Source organism: Isoptericola halotolerans, assembly GCF_045689585.1.
GTDB lineage: Bacteria > Actinomycetota > Actinomycetes > Actinomycetales > Cellulomonadaceae > Isoptericola > Isoptericola halotolerans_B.
Map to the genome: position 1 here is coordinate 822,335 of NZ_CP140108.1, position 25,583 is coordinate 847,917.

12 protein-coding genes are annotated in these 25,583 nt (G+C 67.0%); 1 reads left to right on the forward strand and 11 read right to left on the reverse strand.

Annotation, left to right across the window (positions count from 1 at the left end):
- Positions 1 to 124: 124 nt before the first annotated feature.
- The 10 genes from UQW22_RS03885 to UQW22_RS03930 form a co-directional block, all read right to left on the reverse strand.
- Entirely contained in the window at positions 125 to 3,775 is a 3,651-nt protein-coding gene (locus UQW22_RS03885; protein ID WP_407319559.1) for a glycosyl hydrolase family 95 catalytic domain-containing protein, read from the reverse strand.
- A 370-nt stretch (positions 3,776 to 4,145) separates the two neighbouring features.
- Entirely contained in the window at positions 4,146 to 8,234 is a 4,089-nt protein-coding gene (locus UQW22_RS03890; RefSeq protein ID WP_407319560.1) for a glycosyl hydrolase family 95 catalytic domain-containing protein, read from the reverse strand.
- Between the two features lie 131 nt (positions 8,235 to 8,365).
- Positions 8,366 to 9,361, reverse strand: a complete 996-nt coding sequence (locus UQW22_RS03895; protein WP_407319562.1) for an ABC transporter substrate-binding protein — start codon at positions 9,359 to 9,361, stop codon at positions 8,366 to 8,368.
- A gap of 54 nt (positions 9,362 to 9,415) precedes the next feature.
- The gene (locus UQW22_RS03900) at positions 9,416 to 10,339 is read right to left on the reverse strand and encodes an ABC transporter permease (protein ID WP_407319564.1); all 924 of its coding nucleotides are present in this window, start codon (positions 10,337 to 10,339) and stop codon (positions 9,416 to 9,418) included.
- Between the two features lie 98 nt (positions 10,340 to 10,437).
- Complete coding sequence (locus tag UQW22_RS03905) at positions 10,438 to 11,979, reverse strand: sugar ABC transporter ATP-binding protein (protein WP_407319566.1); 1,542 nt, start codon at positions 11,977 to 11,979, stop codon at positions 10,438 to 10,440.
- Between the two features lie 325 nt (positions 11,980 to 12,304).
- Positions 12,305 to 15,739, reverse strand: coding sequence for a hypothetical protein (locus UQW22_RS03910; protein WP_407319568.1), 3,435 nt, complete (start codon positions 15,737 to 15,739; stop codon positions 12,305 to 12,307).
- Positions 15,740 to 15,887: 148 nt separating this feature from the next.
- Positions 15,888 to 17,162, reverse strand: a complete 1,275-nt coding sequence (locus tag UQW22_RS03915; RefSeq protein WP_407319570.1) for a mandelate racemase/muconate lactonizing enzyme family protein — start codon at positions 17,160 to 17,162, stop codon at positions 15,888 to 15,890.
- A gap of 4 nt (positions 17,163 to 17,166) precedes the next feature.
- On the reverse strand, positions 17,167 to 17,994 hold the full coding sequence (locus UQW22_RS03920; RefSeq protein ID WP_407319572.1) for a carbohydrate ABC transporter permease: 828 nt from the start codon (positions 17,992 to 17,994) through the stop codon (positions 17,167 to 17,169).
- A gap of 4 nt (positions 17,995 to 17,998) precedes the next feature.
- Positions 17,999 to 18,841, reverse strand: coding sequence for a carbohydrate ABC transporter permease (locus UQW22_RS03925; RefSeq protein ID WP_407319573.1), 843 nt, complete (start codon positions 18,839 to 18,841; stop codon positions 17,999 to 18,001).
- A 143-nt stretch (positions 18,842 to 18,984) separates the two neighbouring features.
- Positions 18,985 to 20,289, reverse strand: a complete 1,305-nt coding sequence (locus UQW22_RS03930) for an ABC transporter substrate-binding protein (protein WP_407319575.1) — start codon at positions 20,287 to 20,289, stop codon at positions 18,985 to 18,987.
- 142 nt (positions 20,290 to 20,431) lie between these two features.
- On the opposite strand from UQW22_RS03930, the gene UQW22_RS03935 reads away from it, so the two are divergent.
- Positions 20,432 to 21,223, forward strand: coding sequence for a FadR/GntR family transcriptional regulator (locus UQW22_RS03935; RefSeq protein WP_407319577.1), 792 nt, complete (start codon positions 20,432 to 20,434; stop codon positions 21,221 to 21,223).
- A 123-nt stretch (positions 21,224 to 21,346) separates the two neighbouring features.
- Here the strand turns inward: UQW22_RS03935 and UQW22_RS03940 are convergent, their stop codons facing one another.
- On the reverse strand, positions 21,347 to 25,459 hold the full coding sequence (locus UQW22_RS03940) for an immunoglobulin-like domain-containing protein (RefSeq protein ID WP_407319578.1): 4,113 nt from the start codon (positions 25,457 to 25,459) through the stop codon (positions 21,347 to 21,349).
- Positions 25,460 to 25,583 lie beyond the last annotated feature (124 nt).

A 25,583-nucleotide genomic window follows, 5' to 3' on the forward strand; every position in this document is an offset into this window, starting at 1 on the left:
GGCGCCGTCTGGGCCCCGGGTTTCCCCGCATGGATGAAGCTGACGAGATCATTGCGCGAACTCCCTTGTTCGTTTCTGAATCGACTTTCTTCGGTCATCGTCGAGTGGTTCACGGGCCGTGGGTTCAGTTCAGGGTGAACTCCACCGTGGAGGAGTTGCCCGCCACGTCGAACACCTCCAGCACGTTGGCCCCCTGCACGGCACCGAACGTGCCCGGCACCAGGAAGTTCACGTCCGACCACCGGTTGTCCGACAAGTCCTTGACCACACCGTTGACCTCGACCCGATCAACCAGCCCGGCATCGAACAACTTGAAGCTGACCTTCTCGAACGAGTCCGGACCACCCACGGTGAACCGCTCACCATCCTTGACCGTCACCCGCGGGGCAGTCGCGTCGATGGTGAACTCCACCCGACCCGTCCTCGAGACGTTCCCGGCCAGATCATGAGCGTTGAACTTCAGCACGTAGTCCCCGTCCGGCAACGACACCTCAGCCGTGTGCGAACCCGACGTGGCGCCATCAGCCACCGCCGACTGCGTGCTCTTGACGAGCTCACCATCGCGATAGATGTTCGCCACGATCCGCTCCAGACCCGACTCATCCGTCGCATCCACCCGCACCGACAACTCCGCCAACGGACCCGACGACGACGGCGACACCAGCTCGGCCACCGGACGCACCGAATCCTGCGGCGCCTCGTCGTCCGTCGGGCCGAAGATCTGCACCTCGGCCAGGTGGAGCGCGACGCTGGTGCCCTCGTTGACTCCGGTCAACTGGACCCGCACGTACCGAGCGCCGCGGTCGATGTCGAACGACGCCGTCGGATCGGGCACCTCCTCGTAGTACGTGGCATCGACGCCCGGCTGAGCCAACACGTCGTCCAACGATCCCGAGACGAACGGCTCGTCCGAGACGAGCACGTAGAACTCCTTCGTACGCTGCGCCGGGACGGGCTTGGTACGGTTCCAGATCTTGATCTCATCGATCTGTCGCACCTCGCCCAGGTCCACCTGCCACCACGGCTGATCCTCGAAGTCCGTGTGGCTGTGCGTGTCCTCACTGGTGTCACCGTCGAGCGCGAGCTCAGGGACCCCACCGAATCGCGTCGAAGACTGGGACGCGGTTCCCGTATAGATCGGACGGTCGTCCACGGCCTCCTCCTCGGGCAGCAGTCGCACCGTCGTCGCACCGTCGCTCTGACGCCCGTCCGGCGACACCGCGACGACCCGCAACGTCATCTGGTCGATCTCGTCGAGATCGGCGGCCGCATAGGTGAAGGCGGTCTGCGTGATGTCGGTGGCGACTGTCTCGTAGTCCGGCGCGCTACCGACGGCACGGTAGAGCATGTAGGACTCCGCTTCCGGGCTGGGCGTCCAGGACAGTTCGACCTCGTCCCGCTGGTCGTCCACGATCGTCAGGTCGACGGGCGCCGAGACATGGGCCGCGGGGGGGATGTCGGTGACGGTCAAGGTCTGGCCCGAAACAGTCTCGACGTGTATGAGGTCATTCCCGTCGGCCACGACCTCCACGGGTTGTCCATCAGCGGTCTGCACCACGGCGTCTGCGATGTTGGGGTAGTCCAGCGTGAGAGTCCCCCCGGACTTGGCGAGGACGTCGAACTGGTCGGCATGGCCCCCCGACCACGCAGCCGACACCTCGAAGTTGCCGCGCGCGAGCATGCCCTCGAAGTTGCCTTCCGACCACTCGTCGGGAAGGGCGGGCAACGGTGACACGACGTCATCGTGGCTCTGCAGCAGCATGTCGGCCACGCCGGCCGTCGCGCCATAGTTCCCGTCGGCCTGGAACAGCACGCCGCTCAACCGGTGGTTGTTGAACAGGTTGTGCATGAAGTGGTTCTGGAGGAGGTCCTGGTAGTAGCTGTAGGCCTCGTTCCCGTCCTGGACCTTCGCCCAGAGGCTGATCCGCTTCGCCTGCGCCCAACCGATGCCGCTGTCGGCGCCGCGACCCTCCAGGCTCACCTCGGCAGCGTCCAGCCAGGCCGGCGTGTCGCTCGAGATCAACTGCCCCGGCGACATACCGAGGAGGTGCGAGATGTGGCGGTGTTCTGGATCCCCGAACTCGCCGTAGTATTCCTCCTCGCGAAACTCCTTGATCTGGCCCGACGCGCCGACCTGGATCGGGTCGAGGAGCGGGAGCTGGTCGTCCAGCGTGCTCAGGCGACTGTCGGACCGGCCGAGGATCTCGGCCGCCTTCAGCGTGTTGAGGTGAGTCTCGTAGATCATCTGCTGATCGAACGTCGTCCCGATCGTGTTCCGGGGACGCTGCTCCGGGGACGACGACGGGTTCGCCAGCAGGTACCCGTCGTGCTCCTGGACGAACCTCGACATGAAGTTGGCCTGACCGTAGAGCGTCGGGTAGACGGTGTCTTCGAGGATCTGTTCGTCCTGCGTGTAGTCGTAGTAGTCCCAGAACATCAGGCTGATCCAGCCGCCCGTCCCGAACCCGGCCACGGCTGACTTGCCCGGGACGTCGTACGGCGCTGCCCAGAAGGGCCCCGACCAACCGTTGTCGCCGCCCGGATCCAGCTGATCCGGGTTGTATTGGTCGATGTACTGCGTTGCGTACTCTTGCTGCCTCGGCTCGAACGCCTCGAAGAAGCCGGTGTAGGACTCGAACAGCTCAGGCATGTTGGTGGGAAAAGCCGGCGAGTACGCCATCTCAAGATTCAGATCGTGCAAGTAGCGCGATCCCCACGGCGGATTCTCGTAGACGTTCCAGATTCCCTGGAGCGTCGGCGGCAACGTACCCGCCCTCGACGAGGAGATCAGCATGTACCGCCCGAACTGGAAGGCCAGCTCTTCGAGGTACGTACTGGGCGTGCCTTCGCGGTAGGCGTCGACCAGGTCGTCCGTGGGCATGGCAGGTTGTTCGCTACCGAGGTCGAGGCTCATCCGGTCGTAGAGCTCGGTGTAGTCGTCCTGGTGTGCCGCGAGGAGCTCCTCATAGTTCTTCGACGCCGCCTCGGCGAGGTACCCCGTCACCTTGTCGTGCGGGTGGGGGAAGCCCTCGAGCTTGTCGAGCCGGTCCGTCTCGAGGACTACCTGGGGATCGAACTCGTAGTTCGTCCCGGCGGCGAAGAGAACGGTGGCACTGTCCGCGTCGGTCACGGTGATCGTTCCGTTGCCGCCGGCCCCGTCGTTGTTCGCTTCCAAGGAACCGCCGTCGGGGATGACCTTGAACTGTCCTTCGAACTCGACGCCGTAGTACTCCATCACACCGGACATCGTGATGGTGTCGTCGGCAGCCACCACCGTTCCGCTCTTGCCCCGGTTGTCACCGGGTTCGTTGCGGTACTCCCTCAGGAACGGGATGGTGGGACGGAGCGTGAAGGAGAGCTCGCCTGCTTCAGATGCGCTGAGGCGCATCGCCAGCACCTTGTCGGGATAGCTGGTGAAGTACTCCCGCGAGTAGTCGACGCCGTCGTGCGTGTACTGAACACGGGAAACGCCCTCGTCCAGGACGAGTTCACGCTCGTAGTCGCTGGTCCCCTTGTGGCCGAAGTCCAGGTAGACCTCCGCGAAGCTGTTGAGTCCACCGGGCCTCTGTCCACCGCCCTCGATCGAGTCGTAGAGGCTGTTCTCCGTGATCTGCAGGCGCTCCGTCTCGGTGCCGCCGAAGAGGTTGACGCCCATGTACCCGTTACCCATGGCAAGAGACCGGTCGGCCCAGCCGCCGTCGGTGTCGGGGGCAGGCTCGTCGTACCAGAGCCGCAACTCGGTCGCACCCTTCGTCGAGTCGGCGACGAGACTCACCGGCTCCGGTCCCGGTGGGGCCGGAGCGAACGACAAGCCGGCACCTGCGGTAGCGAGCGCCACGCCGATGGCCAGCGTGCTCTGGACTCTGGCTAGCACAGTTCCTCCTTGAGCTGTGAAAGATCCGATGCCAGCGTCGATACATCGGATGTCTAAACCTCAGTAGATCCGCACGGCCTGTGCGTGTCAAGGCATCTAGGCCCGTCAGCGACTTCCCGTCGGAGGAATCTGAGGATCAACATCGGACGTCTCCTGTGACGGTCATCCCATGCTTTCCCGTCGTGCGGCTCGATAGAGACGACAAGGCGCTGCCCTCCGTTGCCTGGATCAGGGAACGGAGGGCAGCGCCGTCGCAGAAGGTGCGGTCTGGTCAGCTCAGGGTGAACTCCACCGTGGCGGAGTTGCCCGCCACGTCGAACACCTCCAGCACGTTGGCCCCCTGCACGGCACCGAACGTGCCCGGCACCAGGAAGTTCACGTCCGACCACCGGTTGTCCGACAAATCCTTGACCACACCGTTGACCTCGACCCGATCAACCAGCCCGGCATCGAACAACTTGAAGCTGACCTTCTCGAACGAGTCCGGACCACCCACGGTGAACCGCTCACCATCCTTGACCGTCACCCGCGGGGCAGTCGCGTCGATGGTGAACTCCACCCGACCCGTCCTCGAGACGTTCCCGGCCAGATCATGAGCGTTGAACTTCAGCACGTAGTCCCCGTCCGGCAACGACACCTCAGCCGTGTGCGAACCCGACGTGGCGCCATCAGCCACCGCCGACTGCGTGCTCTTGACGAGCTCACCATCGCGATAGATGTTCGCCACGATCCGCTCCAGACCCGACTCATCCGTCGCATCCACCCGCACCGACAACCCCGCCAACGGACCCGACGACGACGGCGACACCAGCTCTGCCACCGGACGCACCGTGTCCACCGGCGCCTCGGCGTCCTCGAACGCGAGCGCCTGCCAGTTCGCGACCTCCTCGGCAGAGAGAGCCTTGCCGAAGATCGCCAGGCGATCCACGCCACCGCGCTGCTGTTCCTTGCCCTCACGGTTGGCACCGATGTGTAGCGTGCGCGAGGTGCAGGCGTTGGCCGCCTCGTACCCCGCGATCGTCTCGGTCGCGACCTGCTCACCGTCGACGTACACGGTGACCACTCCGTCCGTCGAGAACGTGACCACGAGCTCGAACCACTCGTCCGTAGGGACCACGGCATCCGTCGTGGTGACGACGCCGGCCGTGATGATGCGGATGTTGTTCGACCGGGTCGTGTCGATCATGACCCCGTCGCTGTCGCTGGTGGCCGACCGGTGGTCGATCAGTCGCCGCCACCCACCCTGTCCGGAGTCGATCTTGAACTCACCGGCCCAGGTGGACTGCTGGAGGTATCCCAGCGGGAACTCGTCGACGCTGGTGACATAGCCGTCCGTGCCGAGCTCCTGCGCCGAGCCGGTCGGCCCCTCGCTCACGACGGGCTCCGACCCTTCGACGCGCCAGTCCCTGCCGTACCCGGACTGGTCGCCGTCGCCGTCCTCACCGAGGTTCCAGGCCACGAGCACGTCGTCCTCCGCCGGCACGGTGCACGGCGGCGGAGGCTTCACCTCGATCGACGTCGAGGCGTCGATCGACGCCTCACCGACGGTCAGGGTGGCCGAGATGTCCGACCGCCCGTCGTCGTCGCCCGGTCCCACGGTCACCATGACCGTCTGCTCGGCGCTCTCGCCCGCCTCGACGGGATCGAAGTCGAGAGTCTCCGGCTCGACGGCCCAGTCGGGCAGCCCCGACGCCGTCTCGTCAGGGACCGTCACGACGACGCTCGAGCCCGGGACGGCCTCGTCACCCAAGGCGTCGACACGGACGGTCACCGGGATCTCGTCGCCGGTCTGGGCCGAGTCCGCGGTGCTGATCGACAGCGCCGCGTTGGCCGAGAGGACGTAGGTGGTTTCCGCGATGCCGTCGAAGACGACCACGTCGTCCTCCACGGTGTGCTCGACAGCGTTGCCGTCGGCGTCCTCCAGCGTGAACATGCCGGACCGGACCATGGCGTTCGCGACGCGGAGCTCGCCGTCGTTCGCCGGCGTGAGCCGGATCTCGCGGGCTGATCCGTTCTCCCACGAGGCATCGACCTCGACATCACCGCGTGCCTTCAGCCCCTGGTAGGAGCCCTCCGGCCAGGACGAGGGGAGCGCGGGCAGCACGTCGATGCGGCCGGCCTGGCTCTGCAACAGCATCTCCGCGACGCCGGACGTCACGCCGAAGTTCCCGTCGATCTGGAAGGGCGGGTGGTCACCCCACAGGTTGTCGAGCGTGGAGTGCACCAGCTTCTCCTCGAGGAGCTGGTGCGCTCGGTCGCCGTCCAGGAGCCGCGCCCAGAAGTTGATCTTCCAGGCCTTCGACCAGCCGGTACCGCCGTCGCCCCGCGCGTTGAGGGAGACCTCGGCGGCCTCGGCGAACTCGGGCGTCTCGGCCGGGGACACGGCACTTCCAGGGAAGAGCGCGTACAGGTGCGAGACGTGCCGGTGCTGGTTGTCGGGATTGTCGAGCTCCTGCTCGATCTTCCACTCCTTGAGCTGCCCCCAGGACCCGATCCCGAGACCGGGGTAGACGCCGTCCAGCTTCTCCTCGAGATCGGTCAGGTACGTCGTGTCGGTCTCGCCGACAAGGTCCGCCGCGACGACCGCGGAGGACAGCACCTCGGTGACGACCTGCTGGGCCATCGACGCTCCGGCCGTGAACTCACCCTGCTCCGGCGAGAAGCTCGGGCTGACCACGTAGGTGCCGTCGGTGTCCTCGACGAGGAAGTCGATCCAGAACTCGGTGACGGACTTCAGCATCGGGTAGGCACGCTCGGCGAGGAACTCCTCGTCCTGCGTGAAGAGGTAGTGCTGCCAGTAGTGCTGCGCCAGCCAAGCCGCCGCATCCGGGTGCCAGAACGACGTCGGGAAGCGGTGCAGGCCGGTGAACCCGTACGGGTTGGTCTCGTTGCCGACCACCCAACCGTCGGTGCCGTACATCTCGGTGGCCGTGACGGTGCCCGGCTCGACCAGCGAGTCGACGTAGTCGAACATCGGGTTCGCGAGCTCGCTGAGGTTGGTCGTCTCCGCCGGCCAGTAGTTCATCTGCATGTTGATGTTGACGTGGTAGTCGGCGTCCCACGGCGGGTCGTCGATCCGGTTCCACACGCCCTGCAGGTTGGCCGGCAGGGAACCCGGCCGGCTCGAGGAGATCAGCAGGTAGCGGCCGTACTGGAAGTAGAGCGACTCCAGCGCCAGCGCGCTCTCGGTGTCGATCTCCCCGCGGTACTCGTCGAGCAGGGCGTCGGTGGGGATGTCCGGAAGCTCGCTGCCGGCGAGGTCGAGCGTGGCGCGGTCGAAGAGCTCGCGGTAGTCGGCCTGATGTCGCTCGAGCAGGTCGTCGTACGACCTGGCTGCCGCGGCGTCGACGGCGGCCGTGACGGGCTCGTGCGGGTCCACGCCGTTGCGGTAGTCGTCGGAGTACTCGGTCGAGTAGTCGGTCGCCGCGCTGAACACGAGGGTCACCGCGTCGGCGTCCGCCACACTCACCGAGCCGTCACCGTCGGTGACGGTGCCGCCCTCGTTGAGCACCTGGATCTGGGACTCGAAACGCAGCCCGTTGTTCGTCAGGCTGCCCGACGTCGTGAGCCGGCCGTTCTCGGCGGTCTGCACGACGTCGCTGCGGTCCTCGGTCAGCTCGATGGCGGCGTCGAACCCGATCTTGCCCGGCCCGTCCGCCGTGAGCCGCACGACGATCACGTCGTCGGCGCCCGAGGCGAAGTACTCGCGCGTGTAGTCGGTCCCGTCCGCGGTGAACGACGTCGTCACCAGGGAGTCACCGATGTCGAGCTGGCGGCGGTAGTCGGTGGCCTCACCGATGCCGTCCATGGTCAGGTGCAGGTCGCCGAACGTCTGGTAGGACCCGAAGTTCACCTTGTTGTGCCCGAGGATCGACGAAGCCTCCCCGGGAGAGATGCCTCCCGTGGGCGAGTCGGCGATGAGGTCGCGCACGTGATCGATGGTCTCGGGGCCGCGGTCGTCGGTCCAGTTGCCGTAGTTGTAGCCGCCCTCGGCTCCTGGACCGCCCGTCCACAGGGACTTCTCGTTGAGCTGGATCTGTTCATCGGTGACACCGCCGTACACGACGGCCCCCATCGCTCCGTTGCCGATGGGGAGGGCGCGCTGCTGCCAGTTGCGGTGCTCGTCGCCGCTCGTCGGCAACGGTTCGTCGAACCAGACGGTGTCCGGCGGGCCGTCGATACGGTCGCGGTCAGCCTCCTCGACGGCGGTCGGAACCTGATCCGCCGCCGCGGCCGGCGCGATCGCCAGACCGGAGACGGGGACGGCCATGATCGCTGCAAGCCCGAAGGCGAGGGATCGTCGTGGTGAGTCATGGCGACGCCGCAGACCTCCGGCGCCGGACTTTTCCTGGTGAGCCATCAAGACTGCTTCTCCCTTGTGACGTCGTTGGACAAGGTTCGGGACGTGCTGCTTCCGGGGCCGCTGGTGGGCGGACGCGGCGGTGCGGGGCCGGTCCGGCCCCGCACCGGCCCGGCCCGGCCCGGCCCGGGTCACTCGTAGAGGACGGCCTGGATCTCTTCGTCGTCGATGTTGTCGGCGGTGTACCAGTAGTAGCCGGTGTCGATGGTCTCGGGGAGCTCCTCGCCCTCCATGGCCTCGACGGCGGCCTTCACGGTCTCGTAGCCGATGCCGACCGGGTTCTGGGTGATCGCACCGAGCATCGATCCGTCGGTGATGGCTTCGATCTGTGCCGCTCCGGAGTCGAAACCGACGATCGTCAGGTCGTCACCGGACAGACCCAGCTCGTCGACCGCCTGGACGACTCCGATCGCGGAGCCCTCGTTGGATCCGTAGATCCCGGCGAGGTCCGGGTTGGCCGAGATCATGGCCTTGGCGAGGTCGGCGGACTGCGCCTGGTCGCCACCGCCGTACTGGATGTCGACGATCTCGATGTCGGGCTCGTTCGACTCCATGTACTCGACGAAGCCGTCACGGCGCTGCTGACCCGTCAGCGAGGTCTGGTCGTGGACGACCATGGCGACCTTGCCGCTGTTGCCGATCGCGTCGGCCATCTGCTTCGCGGCCTCGCCCGCGGCCGCGAGGTTGTCGGTCGCGGCGGTCGCTTCGGGGATGTCGCTGTCGACGCCCGAGTCGAACGCGATGACCGGGATCTCCTGCGACTGCGCCTGGTCGAGCAGCGGCGCGACGGCCTGGCTGTCCAGGGCGGCGACGCCGATGGCGTCCGGGCTCTTGTCGAGCGCGACCTGCAGCATCTGGACCTGCTGGTCGACGTCGGACTCGGTGTCGGGACCCTCGAAGGTCACCTCGACGTCGAACTCCTCGCCGGCCTGGTCGGCCCCGTCCTTGACGGCCTGCCAGAACTGGTGCTGGAAGCCCTTCGAGATGAGGGCGACGTACGGCTGCTCGCCGCCGTCACCCTCGCCGCCGGCGGCGTCGTCGCTCTCGGTGTCACCGGCGCAGCCGGCGACCAGGAGGGCTGTGGCGGCGAAGCCGGCCGCCGCCCTGAAGAATCGCTTGTTTCGCATGAGGCACTCCGTCGTGAATCGTGGGTGGATGAGGTTCGAGTGGTCGGATGGGCTCTACGTGGCTGCTCGGCGTCGCAGCATGTCGAGGTAGACGGCCACGAGGATGACGATGCCCACGGCGATGGACTGCCATTCCTGCGGGACCGAGATGATGCGCAGACCGTTGGTGAGCACGGCCATGATCAGTGCACCGATGACGGTGCCGACGATCGAGCCCTTGCCGCCGGCCAGCGACGTCCCGCCGATGATGACGGCGGCGATCGCCTCGAGCTCCAGGCCCAGCCCACCGGTGGGTTGCGCGGAGCTGAGCCGGGAGGCGGAGAGCACGCCGGCGAGGCCGACGAACAGACCGGACATCGTGTAGATGAGGATCTTCCAGCGCTTCACGTTGACACCGGAGAGGGACGTCGCGTCCTCGTTGCTGCCGATGGAGAAGGCGTAGCGGCCGACGACCGTCTTGGAGAGGACGAACCCGGCGATCAGCATGGTCGCGATGAAGATGGCGACGCCGAGCGGGAAACGTGTCCCGGGGATGATCGGCAGGTTCATGATGTCGCCGAACGCCGGCGTGTCGGGGAAGTAGATGGGGCTGGTGCCCGAGACGACCAACGACAGACCCGACGCGATGAGCATCATTCCCAGCGTGGCGATGAAGGGTGGGATACCCAGGATCGCCACGTTGAACCCGTTGATGAATCCGATCAGAGCACCGAACGCGATGGCTCCGAGGATCCCCGCCCAGAGCGGCCATCCCCAGCTGGTGAGGAACACACCGGTCATGACGCCGCAGAGGATCATGCCCGTACCGATCGACAGGTCGATCCCGCCGGTGATGATCACGAACGTGGTGCCCAGTGCCAGGATTCCCGTGACCGTCGCGGCCGTGAGAATGCTGACCATGTTGTTGACCGTGAAGAAGTGCGGGCTCATCAGGGAGAACACGAGCATGATGACGATCAGGCTGGCGAATGCGAGCAACTGCTGAAGCGATCCGCGCAGCCGGCTCCGCAGTCCGCCGTCGTGCTGTGCGGCAAGCGTTCCGCTCGGCGGTGGTGTGGATGCGGTCTTCGTGTCGGTCACTGGTTCACCCCTGTGGTGGTGTCGGTGGCGTACGCCATGAGGTTCTCCTGGGTCGCCTCCTCGTTGGGGACGACGGCGGTCAGGCGCCCTTCGCACATCACGGCGATGCGGTGCGCCACCCGGAGCACCTCCGGAAGGTCGGAGGAGATGACCATGATGGCTTTGCCCTCGACCGCCAGGCGGTTGAGGAGCGCGTAGATCTCTTCCTTGGCCCCGACGTCGATGCCGCGGGTGGGCTCGTCGAAGATCAGGACGTCGCAGTCCCGCTGGAGCCACTTCGCGATCCCGACCTTCTGCTGATTCCCTCCCGAGAGGTTGCCTACCTCCTGGGTGGTGGAAGGCGTCTTGATCCGCAGCGCACCGATGTGGTCCCGCGCGACGGCATCCATCTCCTTGACGTCCACGACGGGACCTTTGAGGAACGAGGGCAGCGACGGCAGGGCGATGTTCTCGCGCACATCACGGCCCACCAGCACCCCGAGCTTCTTGCGGTCCTCGGACAGGTAGCCGAGGCCTCGCTTCGACGTGGCGGCGGGTGAGGTGGCCCGGACCGCGGTGCCATGGATCTCGACGGTGCCGGCGGTGATCGGGTCGGCGCCGATGATGGCCCGGGCCAGCTCGGTGCGGCCTGCGCCCATGAGCCCGGAGAACCCGAGGATCTCACCGGCGCGGGCCTCGAAGGAGATGTCGTGCAGCAGGTGCTGGGTGCTGAGGTTCTTGACGGAGAGCAGAGTCCGGCCGGGGTCGGACGGCTGGGGACGCTGCTCGACGTCGATGGTCCGGCCGACCATGAGGGAGATGATCTCGCGGTCCGACGTCTCCGCGATCTGTCGATCGCCGGCATTCTCGCCGTCGCGGAGCACGCTGACGTCGTCGGCGATCTGTGCGAGTTCCTGCATGCGGTGCGAGATGTAGATGACGCCGGTCCTGGGGGTCACGAACCGCCGGATCATGGTGAACAACGTGGCGACCTCGGCCTCGTTCAGTGCCGCCGTCGGCTCATCCATGATGAGCACCCGGGCGTCGTAGCTGAGCGCCTTGGCGATCTCCACCATCTGCTGGCGCGCCACCGGGAGGTCGCCGACCCGCGCGTCAGGGTCGAGGTCCAGCTCGAGGCGGTCCAGCAGTTCCTGGGTGTCGCGGCGCAGTCGACGGTCGAAGAGCACTCCGGCGCGCCGCGGCTCGCGACCGATGAAGACGTTCTGGGCGACCGTGAGGTCCGGCATCAAGTTGAGTTCCTGGTGGATGATGCTGATCCCGAGCTCCTGCGCGTGCCGCGGCGACTCGGGGAGGAACGGTTCGCCCCGCAGGAAGAACTGACCGGCGTCCGGGGTGTAGATGCCGGACAGCAGCTTCATCAGCGTCGACTTGCCGGCTCCGTTCTCACCGACCAGGGCGAGCACCTTGCCGTGGTCGAGCTCGAGGTCGACGGCGCCGAGGGCCTGCACGCCGGGGAACCCCTTGCTCGCCCCGTGGATGCTGAGCAGCGGGTCGGACCGGTCGGCGACCGGTGGAAGCGTGGTTGCTTCGGAGGTCATCGAGTACTCCCCATCGAGTGACGTCAGCGTCGATCGGCGCCAAGGAACGGCCGGTTCCTGAAACTACAAGTGGGCATGGAGAGTGTCAAGAGATTGATGGGATCTTTCGTGCCGCCTCCCCAGACTGCGACCCACCCGTCGGGCGGCGCCCAGCGAGCCCCACCCTCTTGCTGACATCTAGAGGTGGGATGTTGCGATCCACGCCAGCCTACACTTCGCTGCCGCCTGAGAATGCAGGATCCCGAGCCCTCGCGCAGGACGGCACTGCTCTTCGGTCCCCGTTCCGGGAGCGGAAGGCAGCGCCGTCGCAGCAGGTGCGGTCTGGTCAGCTCAGGGTGAACTCCACCGTGGAGGAGTTGCCCGCCACGTCGAACACCTCCAGCACGTTGGCCCCCTGCACGGCACCGAACGTGCCCGGCACCAGGAAGTTCACGTCCGACCACCGGTTGTCCGACAAATCCTTGACCACACCGTTGACCTCGACCCGATCAACCAGCCCGGCATCGAACAACTTGAAGCTGACCTTCTCGAACGAGTCCGGACCACCCACGGTGAACCGCTCACCATCCTTGACCGTCACCCGCGGGGCCGTCGCGTCGATGGTGAACTCCACCCGACCCGTGCGAGCGATGTTGCCCGCCAGGTCCTGGGCGTTGTACTTCATCGAGTACTGCCCGTCCGGCAACGACACCTCAGCCGTGTGCGAACCCGACGTGGCGCCATCAGCCACCGCCGACTGCGTCGACCTCACCAGCTCGGCCACCGGACGCACCGAATCCACCGGAGCGTCGGCGTTGTGGATCGTGAAGTTGTCGAAGCTGGCCGTACCGACGGTGCCCGGTTTCGCCGAGACGTAGGTGAGCCCGACGTCCAGCATCTCGTCACCGTCGACCAATGTCACCGGGTCGCCGACCTGTTGCCATGACTCACCGTCGTCGGAGACGTATCCCGTGACGGTGGAGTCGACCCGCGCCAGGCGCAGGAACACGGGTTCGATCTTGCCTTCTCCCGCAGGCTGGTAGTCGTCGACAAAGCCGTCACCGTCAGAGTCGGCGAACAGCGTCGCACCGCTCTCCGCCTGCGCGGCGAGCACGACGTAGCCTGTGGAGGCACCCGGCCGGGTGATGTCGTTGCGCAGCACCAGGGCGGCCTTGCTGTTGCGCACCCGGTCGTCGTACTCGGCCACGCGCACCGTCGACACCGACTCCCGACCGGCGCTGTCGGGCTGGTAGAACGCACCGTACTGGTCCTCCACGATCCCGAAGCCCTCGAACATGTCCGTCCCGGCCCCGGACACTGAGTACGTCCCGTCGCCCTGGGTGAACGTCGCGTCGGTGTTCGTGAACGTCGCCAGCTCCTCGGTGATCGGCGGCACGTTCGGTGCTGACAGCGACACCGTCATGCTACGCACGTCGTGGAAGTCGACGTCGCCGAGCCGGGAGGAGATCTCGAGCTCGACGGTCGTCGACTCGACGAAGGATGCGCCCTCGGGCACAGCGACCTCCCAGACGAGCTCCACGGACTCGTTCGCCGCGATCGACGCCGGGACCTCCCTGGTGGGGGTCATCTCCCAACCGAGCGTGTTCTCGATCGAGAGGTCGGTGATGCCGAGCACACCGGCCTGGTCGACGTTGGCGAGCTCGGCCGCGACAGTGAACGTCTCGCCGGCGGTCGGGCTGGGCTCCGAGGCGCTCAGGAACGCCCCCAGAGCCGAACGGCGCGCGTCAGGTGCGGTGCGCAGGCCGTGCTCGAGCCCAGCGTCGTACGCGAGGCGGGTCGCCGCCACCGGCCACTGGCCGCTGATGTCGACCGTGCCCGTGACCGACTGGTCGCGATGGGCCTGGAAGTGGGCGTTGCCGTTGTCGGTGTAGGTGTTGGTCATGGAGATGCAGCAGGAGCTGTTCCCGTTCTGACCGTTCACCTGCAGGTATCGGTTCACGTCGACGAAGACGTTCCGGTCCTCGGTGATGCCCTGTGAACCCTCGTCGTTGTAGATCGCGAACGCGTGCGACGCTGTGTCGCAGTAGTTGCGGTCGATGCGCGAGCCCGGCATCGCCGACAGCGTGTAGATGCAGCCGCCGTCGCGCATCGACTGCATGACGTCGTAGAGGTAGTTCTCCTCGATGACGACGTCCTGCGACGTCGTCGGAGTGTCGTACGGATCGTAGTACCGGAAAGCACCGCGGTCGTGGTACTCGGGGTTCCCCCCGACGTCCCACATGCCCCAGCCGTAGCCGGCGGCGATGCCGGTGTACGGCATCTCGGTGACCTCGTTGTCCGCGATCGTCAGGCCGTCGACGTACGTCGCGAAGATGCCCGCATGGTCGCGGAAGACCTCTGCGGAATCAGTGACGACGTTGTTGGTGACCGTGATGTCCTTGACGGTCATCCGCTCGTCGGAGGGGTGGTGGGCGTCGGGCCGCACACCGCCGACGAGCACGCCGCCGGCCGCGCTCCGGGTGAACACGTTGCGCGTGACGGTGACGTCCTGGGCGGCGAGCACGGCGTCGTCACCGGTGGCGCCGCCGTCGTTGCCGATCCCGAGCCCGCCCGAGCCGAGGTTGACGAAGGTGTTGTCCGCGAAGGTTACCCTGGACGCCGCCGAGACCCGCGCGGCCGACGGGATCATGTTCCAGCCCTTGCGGCTGGCCTCGAACTGGGTGCAGCCGCGGGCGCAGTCGTTGAACGCCTCGAAGATCTCTCCGTCGTCGGGCGTGATGTCCTCGTCCCGTTCCGGCTGGCGCTCGCCGATGTATGCGCCGGTCTGCTGACTGGCATAGCCGTCGCTGGCGCCGAGCCACGACGTCCCGGTGAAGGTGATGCCGGAGAACGACAGGTCCGTCACCGGCTCGTCGAGCGTGCCGGCGACCTGCACGAGCTCCTCGAGCCGGGGAAGCTCGACCGTCGACTCGGTGATGTCGGCACCGGCCGCGGGCTTGTAGTACAGCTGGCCCGCGTCGGCGTCGAGGTACCACTCACCGGCTTCGTCGATGAACTCGCGGGCGTTCTCGAACGCGAGCTCGTCGGCACGGAACGGCCGCTGAAGAGTGTCCCAACCGTAGGTGTTGTTGTCCCAGGCAGGCTGAGACATCGTCACGAAGTCCCCGTCGACGGACTCCACCGGCGAGTAGCGGTGCGTGAAGTTCTGGATGCCACCGAGGTCCAACCACTCGTCGTCCACCGCAGCGAGCTCGGCCACGAGATCGGGGGCGGTGAGCCTGATGCCGTCCGGGGTGAGCTCGACCTGATCCCGGGAGACCACGAGCTTGGCCCGCTGCGCCACCTCACCGTCGACGTAGAGCTGACGGGAACGGAAGGAGCCGTCCACGTCGGCCACGTAGACGCCAGCGTCAGCATCAGCGACACTCCACCCCGTCACCGGTGTCGATCCGGAGAACACGGGCTGGGCGTCGGGGGCGGCCTGCCACGACACGGTACCGCCGTCCTGCCCGCCGTCGGCGGCGGTGAACCGAAGGGGTTCGGTCAACCGGTACACGCCGTCACCCACGGAGACGACGGCGTCGATGCCCGACGCCGCTTCCCGGGCAACGATCTCGTGAGCAGTGCCCAGGGCGCACGGGGTCGCCTCGCTGCACGCGTCGCCGGATCCGTCCGGCGACGTCCAGAGAGTGAGGTCCGGCGCCGGCGTCGCAGCCGATGCCGGGGCGATCAGACTGCCAGCCACAAGGGCGGTGGCGATGCCGCTGGCGAGTCTCGGCACTTGTCGACGGGGTCGGACATCATCGTCGAACGACTTCACGGAGTCTCCTTTGATCCGGTCGGCATCCCCGTGCGTCCATGCAACGGGAGGCCTATGTTATAGGACGTATGACGTCTGATGCCAAGGGCGGCGCTCTCTCGTCGCCTGAGCCCTCTCTCGACGGACTGGGTCAGGTGCGACCTCCCCGTCACCGGCTCCACTCGGATCGGTCGTCGGCCGCCAGGTGGCTGGGCGACGCATCAGCCCGCACTCGATCCACACGGTCGGGCGACGGCGCGACGTCCGGCACCGATGGCGTGCGGCGGCGCGCGAAGAGATGCGGCTCGGGGGCGATGAGTCGGTGGCCGGCCCTGCGAGGGCGAACGTGCGGGCCTCCCGCGAGCCCCCAGTCGGCCTGTTCACCCAGGGCGAGCACCGCGGCCTCGTCCACCTCGATGCCGAGACCAGCGGACCTGCCCAGCACGATCTGCCCGTCCTCGAACGACTGGTCGACGGCCAGCCCCACGGGGAACCCGAGGTCTTGGACCTCCGTCGCGAGATGGTTCGGGACGACGGCGGCGGCGTGGGCGATCGGGTTGGTGTTGTAGGCGACCGGGCTGACCGGGAGGTCGAAGGCATGAGCAAGTCCGGCCACACGCAGGAAGTGGGTGATGCCCCACACGCTGCCGGTCTGGACCACGTCGACCGCGCCGTGCTGCAGCAACGGTCGGAAGTGCTCGAGCCCGGTCAGGTTCTCCCCCGTCGCGACGGCGGCGTCCACGGAGCGGACCACGTGCGCGTGGCCCTCGACGTCCCAACGTCGAACCGGTTCCTCGATCCAGGCCAGCGGCAGACGGTCCTCGATACGACGGACGTGTCGGATCGCTTCCTTGCGGGACCAGCTCTCGTTGGCGTCGAGCATCAGAGTCGGCGCACGTCCGGACTCCCGCGCATAGAGGTCACGCACGGCTTCGAGACGGCGGATGTCGGTGTCGACGTCGAGGCCGCCCTTGAGCTTGACCGCGCCGAACCCGCGTTCGGCGAACGGCTGTTGCACGTCGAGCAGCCGATCGTCGTCGAGCGGGCCGTCAAGGCCCGAGGCATAGGCGGGGACGACGTGGTCACGAGCACCGAGCAAGCGCCACAGCGGTTCACCAGCGGCTTTGGCCTTGAGGTCCCACAGCGCCATGTCGAGGGCCCCGATAGCCCCGAAGGTCGCACCGGAATGGCCTGCCTTGAAGACCCAGGCCAACATCCGGTCGTAGAGTCCTTGGACGGCACGCGGGTCCTGCCCGTCGAGGGCAGGGTAGACGACCTCGAGGCCGTTCTGGGCTCCCAGGCCGACACCCGTCAGTCCGCAGGAGGTCTCCAGGAGGACGATCGGGACGGCGGTGACGCCGGACTCGACGAATCCGTTCACGTCGCCGACCGGCCGGCCCCAGCGATGCAGGGTGGTCAGGGTGCGATATCCGGTGATGCGCATCAGATCAGCCCTTCGTCGACCCGGCGGTGACGCCCTCGGTGATCTGCTTCTGGAAGATGAGATAGATGATCAGCATCGGGAGCGCGGCGAGGATCACGCCGGCGGCGAACAGCGGGATGTTGTCGCTGTACTGGCCACGCAGCGCCGTCACGCCGACCATGAGCGTGCGGTTGTCCTGGCTCTGCATGACGAGCAGGGAGATCAGCACGTCGTTCCAGCAGAAGAGCGCGTTGAGGATACCCACCGACAGCAGCGCGGGACGGCCCAGAGGCAGCATGAGTCGTGCGTAGACCCCGAGCGTCGTGGACCCGTCGACCCGCGCAGCCTCGACGATCTCGTGCGGGATCCGCGAGTAGTAGCTGGTCATCAGGTAGACGGTGAAGGGGAGGAACTGCGCCGTGTAGGCGAGGATCAGACCCAGGTGGGTGTCGAGCAGGCCCGTGGTGCCCAGCACCCGGAAGAACGGCACCATGATGACCTGGAAAGGGATGAGCAGTGCGCTCAGCACGATCAGGAACATGAAGTTGCTGCCCCGGAACGTCAGCTGGCTGAAGGCGAAGCCTGCCATCGACCCCAGGACCAGCAGGGCGGCGACGGCGCCGACCGTGACGATCGTGGAGTTCACGGCGTAGGTCCCGAGGCCCGAGCCCTGCCACGCGGCCTGGAAGTTGTCCAGACCGACGGTGTCGGTCAGGCCGAACCGGTCCAGGACGTACTCCTGACGGGTCTTCTGCGAGACGTTCAGGGTGAAGAGCAGCGGGTAGATCGTCGCGATCGCCAGGAGCACCATGGGCGCGGCGATGATCCAGCGGCTGAATCCGCGGTTGAGCATCTCCTCAGCCCTCCTTCGTGGCACGCTTGATGAGACGGATCTGCAGGAGCCCGACGACGAGCATCAGGGCGAACAGCACCATCGACGCTGCGGAGGCGAGTGCCGGGCGGTTCATCTGTCCCTGCTGGACCCAGATGTAGAGCTCGGGCAGGTAGGTGGCGCCGCCGGGTCCTCCAGCGGTCATGATGTAGAGCAGCCCGAACATGTTGGTGAGCATGCCGATCATGGTCGTGATGAACACGAACTGGATCGTCTGGCTGAGCTCGGGGATGATGACGTGCCGGATCGTCTGGAGCAGGTTCGCCCCGTCGGTCCGCGCCGCGTCGAGCAGAGACTGGTCGACGGTGGCGAACCCGGCCATGAAGATGACCAGGGCCATACCGAAGGTCGCCCAGATGTGCACGCCGATGACCGTCCACATCGCGAAGGTGGAGTCGCCGAGCCAATCGATCGGTTCGGCGCCGACGACCTGCAGGAACTGGTTGGCGGGACCGTCGAAGGACAGGACGACGTTGAAGATGGCGCCGATGATGACCGGGGACAGGACGACCGGGACGAAGTACACGCTGCGGTAGAGGCGGTGCCCGGGGACCTTCAGGTAGAGGAAGGTCGCCAGGAGTCCGGGCACCGCCACCGCGACGGGCAGAGCGAGGAACAGCAGACCGACGTTCTTGATGGCGGTCAGGAACAGCTCGTCGCTGAAGAGCTCTCGATAGTTCTCGAGCCCGACGAACGCTCCGTTGGCCTCGCCGTCCCCGGTGAGCGAGTAGCTAGCTCCCATGATGAGCGGCACGATCCGCAGCAGGACGACGACGAGCAGCGCGGGCGCGACGAGGACGAACGGCATCCACCTGTCTTCGGTCCAGCGACGCCGCCGGCGGCCTCGGCTGGCCGTCGTGCGGGTGCTGGTCGGCCGGACGTGCTGCCTGCTCGACGCTCGTGCCATGGTCCTGCTCTTGGTCCGGGGGTAGGCGCTGGCCACGGAGTCGCTCACTGGTCCGAAGCCGCCAGCTGCTCGAGGGTCTCGTCCACCGTGACGTCGCCGTCGACGAGCTGCTGCGACAGGCGGTGCATCAGCTCGAGCGTCTCCGCGGACAGGGCGCTGTGCAGTACCGGACGGGATTCGGGGAGCCACGAGACGATCTCGTCCGCCGCCCCGATGCCGGAGTCGGACGCGTCGATGGTGGTGTCGGAGGCGATGGCGCCGGCGTCGTTGTAGAACGCCGTCAGGGCGTCGGTGCTGGACAGGCTCTCCACGAGCTCGTAGGCGAGGTCGGGGTCGGCGGTCCAGTCGGTCACCGCGTACCCGATGCCTCCGTCGGCCGGCAGGAAGGATCCGCCCTCGTCGGTAACCTGCGGCGGTGTGAAGACGCCGAGATCCTCGCCGAGGAACTCGTCGAAGCTCTTCCAGTGGGCGACGTCCGAGATGAGACCGATGGTGTTCCCAGCTGTCCCGCCCTGGAACTTCGTGAACTGGTCCATGAACATAGCGGTGGAGTTCACGCCGTCGTTGTACCAGCCGTCCTCGTTCTGATCGGCCCACATCTGGAAGATCTGCTTCACCTCGGGGCTCGTCCAGTCACGGTCACCGTCGAGCCAGGCGTCGTACTGCTCGGTCGAGAACACGCCGACGCCGTACGCCGAAAGGTGGAACTCGATGCCGATGCCCTCCTTGTTGCCCAGGGCGAAGCAGTCGTTGTCCGTCTCGGCGATCGCCTCGCAGGCGGCGGTCAGCTCGTCGTAGGTGGCCGGCGGGGTCTCGGGGTCGAGACCCGCCGCCTCGTAGACCGCCTTGTTGTAGTAGAAGGGGTGGCCCTGGAGGGTGATGGGCACGCCGTAGGTGGCCCCGTCCGTCTGGAAGGAGGACCAACCGGTGAGGCGGGTCGCAGAGTCGCCGACGTAGTCGTCGAGCGGGAGGAGGCTGTCGACCCGGTCGCGGATCTGGGCGCCGCCGTTGAACATGACGACGTCGGGGCCGGACTCCGACTCCATCGCGGTGCCGAGCAGCGTGTAGTAGTTGTCGAACGGCTGCGCGACGTACTCGACCTCGACGTCGGGGTACTTGGCCTCGAAGTCGGCCCGTGCTGCGTCGAAGTAGTTCTGGGCCGTGGGGTCGCCCGACTTCCAGTCCCACACCACGAGCTTGCCGGTCTCGCCAGAGCTGTCCGCGGCATCTTCGCCGCCGTCCGCAGATGCCCCGCAGGCAGTGACAGCGAGCAGGAGCGGGGTGGACACGAGTGCCGCGAGCCGCCGCGAGGTGCGGCTTCGCACTCGCTTCGGGGATGTCATGGACATGGGGTCCTCCTTGATCCGATGATGGTCGACTGTGACCAGCGCCATAGCCAGCGCCCACCGTAGGACGTATGACGTCTGATGTCCAGTCTCCAGGAGAGATCATACGTTTTACGTCCGCCGGTGCCGCCATTAGGCTCACGGCATGACGGAGCCTTCCCCTGCGGCGGCGGAGAGCGAGCTCTTCGGACCCCTCTTCGCTGCCAAGAACCAGCCGGCACCCATGCTCGGGGTGGCGGTCGTCGATGCGCTCGTCGACTCGATCGTGGCGGGGCGACTGCAGCCAGGAACCTTGCTACCACCGGAAAGCTCGCTCATCGAGAGTTTCGGCGTCAGCAGGACCGTCATCCGAGAGTCGGTCAAGCGACTCGAAGAGAAAGGGCTCGTCACTATCGCGCGAGGGCGCGGGACCTCGGTCAACCCCACGAGCTCGTGGAACATCCTCGACCAGGTGATCCTGTCGTCCTTGATCAAGCACGACGACACGCTGGGCGTCCTGGACGAGCTGAGCGTCGTCCGGGCTCAGCTCGAGTCGGTGATGGCGGGCGAAGCGGCGATGCGCAGGACCGCGCCGCAGCTCTCCGAGCTCGAGGGGCACCTGCTCGAGATGCGGTCGAGCCTGGACGACGAGACGGCCTTCCGTGCGGCCGATGCCGCTTTCCATCAGACCATGATGGCTCAGTCCGGCAATCGTCTGGCCGAGTCGATCGCCCGGATCCTCTTCCGACGAGCGCTGTCGAGCGCCCGGTACCACGGCATCGATCCGAGCGAGAACTTGCACGTGACCCTGGCCGAGCACGAGAAGATCTTTGCCGCGGTCGCTGGCGGCGATGAGAACGAGGCGTCCGAGACGATGAAGCGCCACGTCCTCGATGCATGGCGACGTCGGCGCATACCGCACCGCGGTGAGCAGCCGTCGCCGCGTCGCCCTGACTGATCGAACCGCGGACTGCAGCACTTCTTCTCCGACCAGCTCGGCTCGCCAGGCCCCGGGCCGGGCGTCCTCGTCCCGGGACCCGTGAGTCTCGGGACGAGGACGCCCGACGCCGGGTCGGCCAGGTCAGCCCAGCGTGAACTCCACCGTGGCGGAGTTGCCCGCCACGTCGAACACCTCCAGCACGTTGGCCCCCTGCACGGCACCGAACGTGCCCGGCACCAGGAAGTTCACGTCCGACCACCGGTTGTCCGACAAGTCCTTGACCACACCGTTGACCTCGACCCGATCAACCAGCCCGGCATCGAACAACTTGAAGCTGACCTTCTCGAACGAGTCCGGACCACCCACGGTGAACCGCTCACCATCCTTGACCGTCACCCGCGGGGCAGTCGCGTCGATGGTGAACTCCACCCGACCCGTCCTCGAGACGTTCCCGGCCAGATCATGAGCGTTGAACTTCAGCACGTAGTCCCCGTCCGGCAACGACACCTCAGCCGTGTGCGAACCCGACGTGGCGCCATCAGCCACCGCCGACTGCGTGCTCTTGACGAGCTCACCATCGCGATAGATGTTCGCCACGATCCGCTCCAGACCCGACTCATCCGTCGCATCCACCCGCACCGACAACCCCGCCAACGGACCCGACGACGACGGCGACACCAGCTCCACCACCGGACGCACCGTGTCCTGCACCGGCTCCGCAGCGGTGACGCGGAGCTTCAGCTCCTCGCCGGCCGGCACGTCGACCAGCAGGTCGCCACCGTCGACGGTCGACTCCACGGACGTCCAGCCATCACCGGCATCGATCTCGACGGACGGTTCGCCATCGTCGGTGGCCAGCGGCAGCCGGAGCGTCCCCGGCTGGGTCGCGGTGTAGGTGTAGCCGTCCTCGGTGGTGTTCAACCATGCCGCACCGGACTCGTCGAGCGTGACGCCCGTGCCACCGTCGACCAGCTGGGTGCCCGAACCGAGGTACAGGCTCACGAAGCCGTCGTCGTCGGTGGAGTGCACGCCGTACAGGCCGGCGAACTCGGCTCCCTCGACGGGCTGGACCGTACCGCTGTCGGTGCTGGTGAACACGCGGTCGGTCCGACCGTCCAGGTCCGCGCTGAGGACCTCCAGACCGGTGAAGCCGGCCGCGTCGCCGAACTCGTCCACGTCCGTGATGCTGAGCTCGTCCGACCCGGTCGACTCGAACACGGCTGCGAACGGCGTCTCGGCGGCGTTGGCGCCGTTCTGGCGCACGATCACCGCGTCGGTCGGGTCGTCGTGGGCGTTGACGTTGCCCGGTGTGATGTTGTCGCGGGCCGTGGTGGGTGGCGCGGTCACGGTGAAGACCTCGCGGTCCGCACCCCCGGCCATCCACATGTCCGTGACCAGGTCCACGCCGTCGGACACGCCGTCGTCGACGGTCCACCGGGCGCGCACGTCGTCGTCGTAGGCGACCTTGGCCGGGTCGCTGAAGAACCGGTACGTCGGCACGGGTGAACCGAGGTCGTCCGCAGCGGCAGGTTCGAGTGCTTCGCCCTCCGCCCCGGTCAGCTCGACGCGGTCGCCGAGGCTGTGCCAGATGTAGTCGGAGTCCTCCTGGTCGGCGCGGAACACATCGACGTAGTAGCCCGTCGTCGGCGAGGTCCGCACGATGGCGAGATGTCGGCGGTGGTCGTTCGCCGAGACGTCGCTGAACGAGTTCCACGGCGACACGGACTCGACGTTCGTGAGCCCGTCGTCCGGCACCGCGGGGTCGAGGGCGTTGACCGTGATCTCCCCGTGGTGGTAGCCGGGCACGACCGTGTTGGCACCGGCCTCGTGGCGGGAGTACGTGATGTCGTCCGACCAGTACGACTCGTACGACTTGGCCTGGGGGCCGGTCGCCCACCCCTTGCCGTAGATCTGCGCGGCCAGGCCGTTCGCCGTCAGGTGCTGCTCGCCGTCGTATCCCCCGTACACGGTGGCCATGAGCGCCGTGTCCGCGCCCTGACCGTTGCGCTGCACGAGGTGACGGTGGTGCGGCGAGTAGGCGGTCTGTGTCATGTCCGCGCTGCCGTCGGACGGCTCGACCAGCGGCGCCGAGTACATCAGGTCGAGGTAGGACATCGAGGACCGCTCGTACAGCCCTGCCTCGATGGCGTTGTGGATGACCGTCGAGACCATGGTGGCACCCTCGGTGTCGCCGATCTCCTGGTAGTACCAGTTCAGCCGCTCGAACGGCGAGTAGCTGGGCTGTCCGCCGCGACCGTCACCGAAGACGACCAGCGTGCCCCGGTCGTCCAGCCACGAGCCGACCGCGAGAGCGGCCTTCTCAAGCATCGGGTTCTCCCCGATGGTGTCGATCCCGTTGTTGTAGATCGGCGCGGCGAAGTCGAGCAACGCCTCGACCATCCCCGAGGCGTACCCCGGCGACTCCGGCCACAGGCCGGTGGTCTGGTCGTACTCGAGCAGGATGTCGGGCAGCGCGTTGTGGTACTGCGTGGTCTCCGTCGTGTAGTAGTGCAGGTAGTGCTCGCGCCCCCTGCCGTCGGCGTAGTAGTCGTTCGGCTCGAGGGCGAGGACCGCGTCGAGGATGCACTTCCATCCGTTGACGTTCCAGTTGGACTGCTTCGCCCCGCGCACGAACCCGATGTCGATGAACCGCTTGAAGACCTCGCTGGACACGTCGACCATGTCCTCGCCGATGACCTCCAGGTGCGGATCCGGGTTCTCCTGCAGATAGTCGAACAGGTAGTCGTAGACGATGGCGGCCTGACCGCCCATCGGGTCGTGGATGACCTCGTAGTCGTAGTAACCGAGGTTGCCGCCCGGCTCGTAGCCTCCGGGCCCTCCCATCGACTCACCCGGGTCGAGGGCAGGGTTCATGTAGTAGACGCCCAGGAGCCACTGCCAGTAGATGTCGGCACCGAACTCGGCGTACTTCTCCTCGCCGGTCACGTGGTACAGGAACGCAGCCTCTTCTGCGAGGGACAGGATCTCCTCGTTGTTGCCGCGGATCATGTGGCCGGTCTCCTCATAGGGGACCACCTCGCCGTGCTGGTTGATCATGGACCCGTCCTCGCTGTACGGCAGACGGTCCTCGAGCGGAGCGTTCTTGTTGTCGTTCCAGATGCGCATCGCGGGGAAACGCAGCGTCGGCACCGGTGCGTCGCCCTCGGCGTGATCGAAACGCTGATCCTTGATGTACACCTGCGTGTACCGCTCACCCTCGGTCCAGAACATAGCCATTCTCGACAGGATCCAGTCGGGGTCCGTCTGATGGCGGTCAGCGTGCGGCTCGATCTTGTCGACGATCGCATCGAACGACTCGGCCGCCCAGTCGTGGTTCGCCACCAGGTCGTCGAGCCGCTCGTCGGTCTCGGTGCTGGCGAGGATCTGCGGATGCTGCGGTTCGACGTCGTACGTGCCGCGCACCACGACCTCGATCTCCGCCGTCGTGCTCGAGTCGCCGTAGGTGACCTCGGCGGTCAGGACCGCGGTGGCGTCCTCCGCGGTGGTCGGGCGCGTGATCGTGCCGTCGGCCGCCACGACATCGGGGTTGCTGCTCGTCCACGTCAGCTCCGACCCGTGCTCACCCGTGCCGGGCAGCTCGATGTCGGTGTAGACGGGATTCCTCACCAGCGAGGCGAGCTCCTCGGCGTCGGCCGCGACCAAGGCGTCGGTGGTCATGGTGGTGACCGACAGCACCGGACGGTCGCCCTCGGCGCCGTAGCGCGTGGAGCGGAACTCCGAGGCCCACTCCCCCAGCTGGTCCAGGTGGAGGTCGAAGTCGTCCTGCCCGGCGGCGACCGCTTCGGCGACGGCCTCGGCCAGGTCGAAGGTGACCTCCGCCCGGCCGCTCGGCACGTCACCGCGTCCGAGCTCGGCGCCGAGCTCGGGCATCGTGTCCCGTGACACGGTGTCGTCCCAGGCGCCGACGACGTCACTGACGACGATCGTGTTGCCGGAACCGTGGTACTTCGTCAGGTCGAGGTCTGCCGTGGTGACGACGGCGTCATCGGGCACCTCGCTCAGGTCGAACCGCATGAGGGTCTCACGACCGCGGCCGGCGACCAGAGACTCCGTGATCTGGGCATCACCTCCCTGGACGAAGAGGTCGGCGGTCGGCGCGAGCGTGGTGGTCTCGCTCTCGGGCTGGTCGGCGACCGCCGATGGCAGGACTGCCACCGCGAGCCCCACGGTCATCGTCGCCGCTGTCGACGACGCGATCGCGCGACGGGCGCGACCAGTTCGTAACTGCTTCATCGCATTCACTCCCCGGCGGGCATCGGCACCCGCTCAGCGCCGACGCTACTGCCGCCCAGATTCCTCGGCAAGCCCTTTCCATTGTTTCCGTCACCCGTCGGCGTCGACATGATCCTGGACAGAC